The following is an 8,951-nucleotide window of genomic DNA, read 5'->3' on the forward strand; positions in this document are numbered from 1 at the left end:
CGCAACCGACGCCTCAACATCGTTCACCACCACAGCAGCACCCTGCCGGGCCAGCTCCCGGGCATACGCCAACCCAAGACCCCGCCCACTACCGGTAACAATCGCGACTTTGCCCGAAAGGGACATGTCAACTCCTCAAATATGTGTCCTGTCTCACACCATGACAACTGACATAATTGATAAAGTCAACAGTTGAAAACAGGCGTACTCTTGATCCATGACTGAGACCGCCCACCGGACCGCGCGCGTTTCCACACCCCCGGCAGCCGAGACAGGAATCGAACGGCTCTACTCTTCGGAGCTGGCAAATGAGACGGAGTTCCTGGCTGCCCGGGCACGTTCGGTCGGTTCCCGCCGCGCCAATGAAGAGCTCGCTGCCCTGGATTTGAAGGTCCGTTCCTATTCGGTCCTGTCCCTGGTCTGCAGCGGACTGAACCCGTCACAGCGTGAGCTTGCTGAGTTCCTGTTCCTGGATCCGAGCCAAATCGTGGCTCTTGTAGACCAGCTCGAAAAGCGGGGCGCCGTGAAGCGCAAGGCGGATCCACGGGACCGGCGGTCCAACATTATTACGCCAACAGCTGCAGGAAAGCGGCTGTACGCGGAAGCAGCGGCAATCGTCCAGGCTGCCGGGGACCACGCATTGAGTGCGCTGTCCCCGGCAGAGCGGGACCAGTTGCGCGACTTGCTTCGGCGGGTGGCGTTCGCCGACCAGCAGGGCTAGCCGGCGGCCAGCGCGCTGTTCATCGCCCGGGCAAGGGAAACGAACCGGGGATTGGCGGCAAGGTCCTCCACCAGCACCGGCTTTCCGTCGGGACCCCCCAGCGGAATGCACCAGTTCGGGTACTCACGGGAAGTGCCCGGCTGGTTTTGCGTGCGCCGCTCCCCCACGGCGTCCGCCAGCCCAACACCCACCAGTACCGACGGCGTCCGGGCGATTAGCCGGTGCAGCGCTTCCACAGTCTCCTGCTCTGAAGCGTCCGCTTCCAGCAGCCCCTCACTGCCCGCCAGCTCAAGCACGCGTGCGGTGGCGGCACGGTCCAGCTCCCGTTCCTCCTCCACCGGCCGGCTCAATAGGCCCAGGGAATCCCGCAGCGTGACGTGCTCCCCGGCCGAATAGGCGGCCGCCGGGGGCAAATCGTGCGTGCCGATGGTTGCCAGGGCTCCGACCCGGTAATCGGCCGGCGGGCGGGGCCCGTCTTCCGTCTGCTCAAACCAGAGGATTGAGGTTCCCAGCACTCCCCGTTCCGCCAGGTAGCTCTGGAACCAGGGCTCAAAAACGCCCAGGTCTTCACCGATGACGACGGCGCCGGCCCGGTGGGCTTCCAACGCAAGGATCCCCACGAGCGCCTCGTGGTCGTAGTAAACGTAGGCCCCCTGGCCGGGCGCCTGCCCCCGAGGAATCCACCAGAGCCGGAACAGGCCAAGGATATGGTCCACCCGAACTCCGCCGGCGTGGCGCAGGATAGTGCGCAGCATGTCCCGGTAGGCGCCGTAACCGGTTTGCGCCAGACGGTCCGGATCCCAGGGCGGCTGGCTCCAGTCCTGGCCAAGCTGGTTGAACATGTCCGGCGGCGCTCCCACGGACACCTCCGGAACCAGCACGTCGCGCAGTGTCCAGGCATCAGCGCCACCGGGGTGAACACCGACGGCGAGGTCATGGATGATGCCGATTCCCATTCCCGCGCGGGTAGCTGCCCGCTGCGCGGATTCCAGCTGTTCGTCGCAGATCCACTGGAGCCATTTGTAAAAGCCGATCTCGGCGGCCAGTTCTTCCTCCTTGGCGCGGACCTGCGGACTGTGCAGGCCAGCGCTCCACTCCGGCGCATCGGCCGGATACTCGGCGGCGAGCGCGCACCACAGCGCAAAGCTCTCCAGACCGGGTCCGGCCTCCGTCACGAACTGATCAAACTGCTGTGTGCGTGAGGGGCTGCGCGGCACCTGGTAGACCATGCGCAGGGCCTGCAGTTTGGCAGCGTAGGACGTGTTCCGTTCCAGCAGGCGGGCGTCACGGTTGACGCCCTGCTGCACAGTTGCAAGAGCCTCGACGGCGGTACGATCCTCGGCGCGGAGGTAACCGTACTCGTTGATTGCCTCCACCCTGATGTAGAGCGGGTTGAAGAACCGCCGCGTTGCCGGCAGGTACGGTGAATCTTCCACCGGGGGCACCGGCTGGGCGGCATGCAGCGGATTGATCAGCATAAAGGCGGCACCTGCTTCACCGGACACGGCGGTGAGATCCGCCAGGTCAACCAGGTCTCCGATGCCCCAGGACCGTTCGGAGCGCACTGAATACAGCTGGGCCATCATGCCCCAGGCCCGGTCCCCGGTGGGCGGCGTCTTCAGCGTGTCCGGCGTGACAGCCAGAACGGATTCGGCGCTCAGCTCTCCGGTGGCCAGATGCAGTGTATGCCAGCCCAGCGGGAGATCCGCCGGCAGCGGCAGCTGCCTCGCTTCGAGTTCAGCCCCGTCAACGACGGCTGTTTCCCTTGTCTCCGTGGCAATGGACAGCGGCATCGATCCACCGTCTTCAAGCACGATCCACGCCCGCGGCTGTGCACCTGCTGGAAGGTGGACCTGTACCGGTGCCGGGTGCTGCTGCCGCACCACCACGGCGGGAGGAAGGGCGCTCCGCCAGGGTGCAAGGAGTGCTTCCTCCAGGGATGCCTGGGCCTGTGCCCTTGTTGCGGCGGGCGCACCTCGGGCGGCCAGGATAGTCTGCAGCGACTCATCCGCAACGTGCTGCACTCCGCCGTCCCAGCCGGTGAAGGTTGTAGCGACCTGCTTTGCCTCCGCCAGTTGCTCCAGGAGTGCCCTGTCCGGCAGCACGGCGTCGTCGTTCCCTGTCATGAAGTCTCCATAGTCATGCCTGCCAATCTAGGCATAAAGGCACCGCAGCGACAGGGCCGCAGCACGCAAGCCGGGGAAGTCCGGCGGGGCGGTGGACTTCAGGGGCGTTTTTCCACCAGCCGCCAGACGTCCTGGTAGTCCACGTGCTCGGCGTACGGTGCGGCAAGGGCAGCGAGCGCCAGGGTGGTCCATTCCAGCTCGTCGGCGTAGGTCCGGGTATCGGCCTCAGTGTCCTGCAGCATCCGGGACAGGGCATTGCGGCGGGCGCCGCCGATGATGTCGATCAGCATCAGCTTGGCCTCGCATTCCCGCAGGAGCCGCTCCTCATACCAGCGGTCCGAGAGGGATATCTCTGAGCCGCCGAGCAGTTTGCGGGACTCCGCGGCGTCTTCGTGAAAGCGCGTCAGCAGGAAATCCACGATGTCCATGCCCAGACTTTACGCGCCGGGCACAGCCTGCGGCAGGGGTCCCTGCGCGATCCGGGAATATTTCGGCCCACTTGTCTGGTTGACATAACTAGGTCCCCTTCCGATCACCCCAGGAGTTTAGTTTGCCCTCAGCCAGCACGTCACCATGCCGCACGAATGCCCCTGCCCGCCGTGTCCGCCACATCAGTTCAATCCACCGCGGAGATTACGTTGAAGCCCGCAGCGGCGACCACGTCTATTACCGCGGTGAGGTCCGAGACACTGCCCCCGGGCTCGCCACGCTTTGGCTCAACGATGAGGAAAGCGGCATGCATACGGCTGTGAGCACCGAGGACTTCACTATCTGGCGCACCCAGCGCTGACCCTCCCGGCAGGCGGCGGGTCCGCCCTAGTCGATCAGCGCACCGGCGCTGATATTGATCGTGGTGGCAGTAATGCTTGCAGCCATGTCAGAGGCGGCAAACACAGCGGCATTTCCCACGTCCTCAAGGGTGGCGGCCCGGCCCAGCAGCGTAGCTGACGTGATGGCACCGGCAACGTCGTCACGGCCTTCCATGTCCCGGGGGAGCGACTCAGGAACCCCTCCGGAACGCAGTGTCACCACCCGGATCCCGTAGGGCCCCAGCTCAATGGCCAGCTGGCGCCGCATCGACTCGATCGCCTCGAGGGCGGTGATCAGCCCGCCCAGATACTGCCCCCGGTCCTCTGTTCCGGAGCCGCCGAAGGCCATGATCACCCCGGATTTCTGCTCCATCATGTGGCGGGCAGCAGCCTGCGCCGTAATGAAGGTTGCCTGCACCGCGGTGGAGACCGGCCGCAGGTAATCCTCCACAGACATGGCGGCCATCGGTGTTCCCTGGACGTCACCGTGCTGAATGACATTCAGGGAGATGTCCAGGCTGCCCGCCTCGGAGGCGACGTCGTCCGCGTGCGCATTGACTGCCTGCTGGTTGAGGGCGTCGAGGATCGCTGTCTCCGCCAGCCCTCCGGCTTCGCGGATCTCCGCGGCAACCTCCTGGAGCGGCTCCGGATGCCGCCCGGCAAGGAAGACCCGTGCCCCCTCACGCGCGAAGGCACGCGCGGCTGCGCCGCCAATCGATCCGCCGCCGCCGTAGATGATGGCGTTCCTGCCGTTGAGCAGCATAGTGCTGTCCTTTGCCCGGGGCCTGTGTGGCCACCATTCTGGCACCGGGGGTCTTAGAGGGCCAGCGTCCAGGCAACATCACGGGGATCGACGGCGGCAAGCTCCGAAGGATTCCACACAGGCCGGTCCCGGTCCACCAGACGGGCACGTACGCCTTCGCGGAAGTCCGGGCGTCCTATCATCCGCTCGGCCATCACAAGGTCCCGCTGCAGCACTTTCGCCAGGTCTGGTTCGCGGGAGGCGGCACGGATTCCTTCCAATGCCACAGCAACGGAGAACGGTGCCATCTGCCGGATGGCCTGCGCCGCTTCTCCTGCAGCCGCCTCCGGGCGCTGGTCCAGGCGCTCCAGAATGCCTGCGACGTCGGCGCCTGCATAGCACTCGTCAATCCAGTCCTGCTCCGCTGCAAGCGGGGCGGCAGGAGGTTCGACGGCGAATTTTGCCACTGTGTCCGCGGCATCGGCACCGGCGTTTTCAAGGGCAGCGAGCATCTCCGGGAGAAGGTCCGACGGCACGTAGTAATCAGCGAACCCGCAGAGCACTGCATCAGCACCGGACATCGTGCCTGCTGTCAGGGCCAGGTGTGTTCCAAGTTCCCCTGGAGCCTGGGCCAGCAGGAGTGCGCCGGCGCAGTCCGGACTGAACCCGATCCGAACCTCGGGCATGGCGGCCATGGTGCGTTCGGTGACCACACGGATGCCGGCGTGCGCGGAAACCCCGATGCCGCCGCCCATGACCACTCCGTCCATGACGGCAACATAGGGTTTGGGGAAGGCGGCAACCCGGGCATTCAGGGTGTACTCCGCGCTCCAGAACCGCATGGCTTCGGCATCAGTTCCGGTGGCGATTGCCCGGATGTCCCCTCCGGCACACAGTCCGCGGTCGCCCCCTCCGTAGAGCACCACTGCCTGCACGCTGTCGTCCGCTTCCCAGTCCTGCAGTACACGGTCCATTGCCTCGACCATGGAACGGTCCATGGCGTTCAGGGCCCGCGGACGGTTCAGCCGAATTGTTCCCAGTCCCCCTGATGTCCAGGCCTCCAGCTCCTCTGTGGCGTGTGGTGAGGTAGTGACTGCTGCTGGTGCGGGGGAAGAACTCATGAGAGCAAGCATCCCAAGAATTCGCCTTCCAGCCCAACTCCTGCGACCCCTGAACCGCACGCCAAACATGCCGGCGGCACCGGCCGCGGTTGGTCCGTGGCCGGTGCCTTGCAGTGGGCGGACGGGTTACCAGCGGACTTTACGCTCGCGCGGTCCCTGTCTGCCATTGGCGTGATTCGGTTTTCCCCCCTTGCCCAGGCTTTGCCAGCCGGGAAGGCCGGCTTCCTGCTGCTGGGCTGCAGCAAGGCGCCGCATCCCTTCCTCACTGAGCCGGCGGGCAGCTGCGGGGGCAATGTTCACCTGCAGGTCCGGGTCGGGAATTACCTGGTTGGGCGTTTGGGGTTTCTTGGACGGCTTGGCCATGGTGTGCTCCAGTTCATGTCTGGCTTGCCGGGCCAGTCTCTGCCCTTCCGGGCGTGCCGCGGCGTGAACCACCGGCATTTTTCGAGGTGCAGACGGAAGGACTCGGAGGCCGTAGCCTCAACAAGCTGTTTAATGTGGGGTCTGCTTAGAGCGGTGCGGGACGGCGGGATCCAACAAGGTGTTTCTTCGCCGGCGCGCAGTTCGCTACTCGAAAATGAGCATGTCCATGACGAGCACCGTAGCAGCCAGGTGCGCGGAGGACCAGAGCAAACACAAAACCAACCCGGTTAGCGGAAGCCCCCGTCGGTGCTGAGGACCTGTCCCACCATCCAGCGGCCTTCGTCGCTGACCAGCCAGGCTATGAGCCGGGACGGGTCGTCCGGTTCGCCGAACCGTCCGCCGGGGAAACGCGAAAGCACCTCCGCCAGCACTTCCGGAGGCCGGTCCGCGGTTTCCACATCCAGGTACCCGGTATTGACGGGCCCCGGATTCACCGTGTTCAGAATGATCCCCTGCCGGACCAGCCCGGCGGCCACAGATGCCGTGCTCCCCGCCAGCGCTGCCTTGGACGTGGCATAGGCGATCTCCGCGTCCATGACTCCCCCGTTGATCTGGCCCGAAGTCATCCAGATGACCCGGCCGCCGGGCCTGCCGTCGTGCTGCGCCGCGAACTCCCGGGTTGCGAGCAGCGTGGAGCGGGCATTGACCTGCCAGTGGGCGTCGAGCATCTCCGGAGTCATCTCCGCCAGCGGGCCGTCCCCGCCGCTGCGCGCGTGGTTGCAGACAAGGATGTCCAGATGACCCAGTTCTGCTGCCGCCGCGCGGATCAGCTCCGAAGCCGCATCCGGTTCGGCCAGGTTGGTGCTTTGGTGTGCCAACACGGCATCCGGGGCGAGTTGCCCGCGCAGCCCGTCCGCGACCGCGTCAAGGGAGTCCCCGCCCCACGGCTGGTCCAGGTCATGCGGGCGGTAGTGGGCGGTGAAAAGGCTCGCTCCCATCCGGGCGAGCCGTGAAGCCACGGCATAGCCGATGCCCTGGCGGCGGCTCACTCCGGTGACGACGGCGGTGCGGCCTGCCAGCGGCAGGGGATTGTCCACGCTCAGGGCCTTCCGGGTTCAGTGTCGGCAATCGCGCTGGGGGTTCCGAAGCGGTGGGCCGTAATGCTGATCGCCTGTTCGTGCAGGAACGGCAGCAGTTCCACTCGGCCCGATTCGGTGACCGGCTGCGAGTACACCGCACAGTCCGGACGTCCTCCCAGTGCTGCCGCCAAGGCGCGGCGGTCTCCGCCCAGCAGGCGGATCCTGGACGGCGGAGTTTCCATGCCCGCCACCCGCGAAAGCCATTCGGCGTCGTTTTCCACCGTGACGGAACAGGAAAAAGCCGCAAGGACAGCGGTAATGCCGGGAGCCAGCGCATCCGGCACCGAGACCGTTACCCCTGATTCCGCCAGCAGCGCCGCCGAGAGGACGCGCAGCACCGACGGCAGCGGTTCGGCCTCGGCCAGCCGGACGTGGACGGGAACCGGCAGGTAGCGGAAAAGGTTCCGTTCCGCCGTGAGCCCGGAGACATCTTTGGCCTGTCCGTATTCGTCCGCCCAGGCAGCGGCGTCGGAAGCCGCAGCACGGTGCAGGAATCCCAGGTCGGTACTGGAAAGCACTGATGCGCTGCCGGCCTGCTCCAGCAGGGCGCCAACCTTTTCGCCCGGAGCTGCGTCGGCTTTCGAGGCTTCGGTGCTCCAGCTGCCCAGTCCCAGCAGGTAGTTGGGACCACCGGCCTTGGTTCCGGCTCCCACCGATGATTTCTTCCATCCGCCGAAGGGCTGCCTGCGGACAATAGCACCGGTGATACCCCGGTTCACGTAGAGATTGCCCGCTTCCACGGCCCCGGTCCAGTAGCTGATCTCCTCCGGGTCCAGCGAATGCAGTCCGGCGGTGAGCCCATAATCCACCTGGTTCTGCAGCCGGACTGCGTCCTGGAGCGTTTCAGCCCGCATCACGCCCAGTACCGGGCCGAAGTACTCGGTGAGGTGGAACTCCGAGCCCGGCTGCACACCGGATCGGATGCCCGGGGTCCAGACGCGGCCGTCCGCGTCGAGCTTTTGGGGCTGGAGCACCCAGGTCTCCCCCGGGCCCAGCTCGGTGAGTCCGCACAGCAGTTTGCCGGATGCAGGTTCAATAACGGGCCCCATTTGGGTCCGGGGGTCCTCCGGCTGTCCCACCACCAGGGACTGCACGGCGTCCAGCAGCTGGTGGTGAAAGCGGCGCGATTCAGCCACTGAACCCACCAGTATCACCAGCGAGGCGGCAGAACACTTCTGCCCGGCGTGCCCGAATGCCGACGCCGCCACGTCGCGGGCGGCCAGGTCAAAGTCCGCGCTGGGGGTCACCACAATCGCGTTCTTGCCCGAAGTCTCAGCCAGCAGCTCCAGGTCCGGCCGGAAGGAGCGGAACAGTTCCGCGGTTTCATAGGCGCCCGTCAGGATGACCCGGTCAACCGCCGGATGGGATATGAGTTCACGGCCCAGCTCGGACTCGCCCAGCTGCACAAACCGCAGGACGTCCCTTGGCACACCGGCTTCCCACAGTGCTTCCGCCAGTAGCGCCCCGCAGCGTGCTGCCGGCCCGGCGGGCTTGAGGATCACGGCCGACCCCGCCGCCAGGGCTGCCAGCGTGGAACCGGCCGGTATTGCCACAGGGAAGTTCCATGGCGGAGTTACGAGCGTGAGGCGGGCCGGGTGGAACCGGGCGCCGTCGACCGCGTCCAGTTCACGGGCACGCTCAGCGTAGTAGCGGGCGAAGTCGATGGCCTCGGACACCTCTGGGTCGCCCTGGTCCAGGGTCTTGGCCGCTTCAGCTGCCATGACTTCCAGCAGCTCTGCACGCCGCGATTCCAGGACGTCCCCGGCCCGGTGCAGGATTTCCGCCCGTCCGGCACCGCCTAGGTGTACCCGGCCAGGACGTTGGTAGCGGCGTGGCTGGTTGAACGAAAGAGAACCTCCGGGTGGGATGTGGCTTGTCAAAGACCCACTCCAACCCGGAGGTTCTCGTGTCCCACAGTACTGCCCGTTTA

The 8,951-nt window shown here is 66.1% G+C and carries 9 protein-coding genes and 1 pseudogene; 2 read left to right on the plus strand and 8 right to left on the minus strand.

The genetic code is table 11. The features are described 5' to 3' along the window. Positions 1 to 126, minus strand: a 126-nt coding sequence (locus tag FYJ28_RS16825) for an SDR family NAD(P)-dependent oxidoreductase (RefSeq protein WP_154579204.1), incomplete at its 3' end; no start/stop codon positions are given. Between the two features lie 91 nt (positions 127 to 217). Between FYJ28_RS16825 and FYJ28_RS16830 the strand changes: the two genes are divergently transcribed. Further along, positions 218 to 721, plus strand: coding sequence for a MarR family winged helix-turn-helix transcriptional regulator (locus FYJ28_RS16830; protein ID WP_055241538.1), 504 nt, complete (start codon positions 218 to 220; stop codon positions 719 to 721). On the opposite strand, the gene malQ is transcribed toward FYJ28_RS16830, so the two are convergent. Together malQ and FYJ28_RS16840 are read right to left on the minus strand one after the other, a co-directional pair. After that, positions 718 to 2,847 carry a 4-alpha-glucanotransferase gene (gene malQ / locus FYJ28_RS16835; RefSeq protein WP_154580160.1) on the minus strand — a complete coding sequence of 710 codons (2,130 nt, stop codon included), beginning with the start codon at positions 2,845 to 2,847 and terminating at the stop codon, positions 718 to 720. The two genes, FYJ28_RS16830 and malQ, sit on opposite strands and share 4 nt — an antisense overlap. Positions 2,848 to 2,945: 98 nt before the next feature. Further along, positions 2,946 to 3,275 carry a DUF6221 family protein gene (locus FYJ28_RS16840; RefSeq protein ID WP_055241535.1) on the minus strand — a complete coding sequence of 110 codons (330 nt, stop codon included), beginning with the start codon at positions 3,273 to 3,275 and terminating at the stop codon, positions 2,946 to 2,948. Between the two features lie 122 nt (positions 3,276 to 3,397). Here FYJ28_RS16840 and FYJ28_RS16845 point away from each other — a divergent pair, with 122 nt between their 5' ends. Next, positions 3,398 to 3,637: a hypothetical protein gene (locus tag FYJ28_RS16845; RefSeq protein ID WP_055241533.1), complete on the plus strand. Its 240-nt coding sequence runs from the start codon at positions 3,398 to 3,400 to the stop codon at positions 3,635 to 3,637. Positions 3,638 to 3,663: 26 nt separating this feature from the next. Here FYJ28_RS16845 and FYJ28_RS16850 read toward each other — a convergent pair whose 3' ends face one another. From FYJ28_RS16850 to FYJ28_RS16870, 5 genes and pseudogenes are all read right to left on the minus strand, one after another. Continuing rightward, positions 3,664 to 4,419, minus strand: a complete 756-nt coding sequence (locus FYJ28_RS16850; RefSeq protein ID WP_154580161.1) for an SDR family NAD(P)-dependent oxidoreductase — start codon at positions 4,417 to 4,419, stop codon at positions 3,664 to 3,666. A gap of 53 nt (positions 4,420 to 4,472) precedes the next feature. Then, positions 4,473 to 5,519: an enoyl-CoA hydratase/isomerase family protein gene (locus tag FYJ28_RS16855; protein WP_154580162.1), complete on the minus strand. Its 1,047-nt coding sequence runs from the start codon at positions 5,517 to 5,519 to the stop codon at positions 4,473 to 4,475. 126 nt (positions 5,520 to 5,645) lie between these two features. Further along, complete coding sequence (locus FYJ28_RS16860) at positions 5,646 to 5,882, minus strand: hypothetical protein (RefSeq protein ID WP_055241528.1); 237 nt, start codon at positions 5,880 to 5,882, stop codon at positions 5,646 to 5,648. Between the two features lie 287 nt (positions 5,883 to 6,169). Continuing rightward, entirely contained in the window at positions 6,170 to 6,979 is an 810-nt protein-coding gene (locus FYJ28_RS16865) for an SDR family oxidoreductase (RefSeq protein ID WP_326831796.1), read from the minus strand. Between the two features lie 2 nt (positions 6,980 to 6,981). Then, positions 6,982 to 8,823, minus strand: a pseudogene (locus FYJ28_RS16870) (aldehyde dehydrogenase family protein); the annotation flags it as partial. Positions 8,824 to 8,951: the final 128 nt, after the last annotated feature.

The sequence above is a fragment of the Arthrobacter sp. BL-252-APC-1A genome (assembly GCF_009696625.1).
GTDB lineage: Bacteria > Actinomycetota > Actinomycetes > Actinomycetales > Micrococcaceae > Arthrobacter_B.

Excerpts from the sequence above, each read along its gene's own strand:
- FYJ28_RS16830 (WP_055241538.1), top strand. The coding sequence starts at position 218 with ATGACTGAGACCGCCCACCGGACCGCGCGCGTTTCCACACCCCCGGCA.
- malQ (WP_154580160.1), bottom strand. The coding sequence starts at position 2,847 with ATGACAGGGAACGACGACGCCGTGCTGCCGGACAGGGCACTCCTGGAG.
- FYJ28_RS16840 (WP_055241535.1), bottom strand. The coding sequence starts at position 3,275 with ATGGACATCGTGGATTTCCTGCTGACGCGCTTTCACGAAGACGCCGCG.
- FYJ28_RS16850 (WP_154580161.1), bottom strand. The coding sequence starts at position 4,419 with ATGCTGCTCAACGGCAGGAACGCCATCATCTACGGCGGCGGCGGATCG.
- FYJ28_RS16855 (WP_154580162.1), bottom strand. The coding sequence starts at position 5,519 with ATGAGTTCTTCCCCCGCACCAGCAGCAGTCACTACCTCACCACACGCC.
- FYJ28_RS16860 (WP_055241528.1), bottom strand. The coding sequence starts at position 5,882 with ATGGCCAAGCCGTCCAAGAAACCCCAAACGCCCAACCAGGTAATTCCC.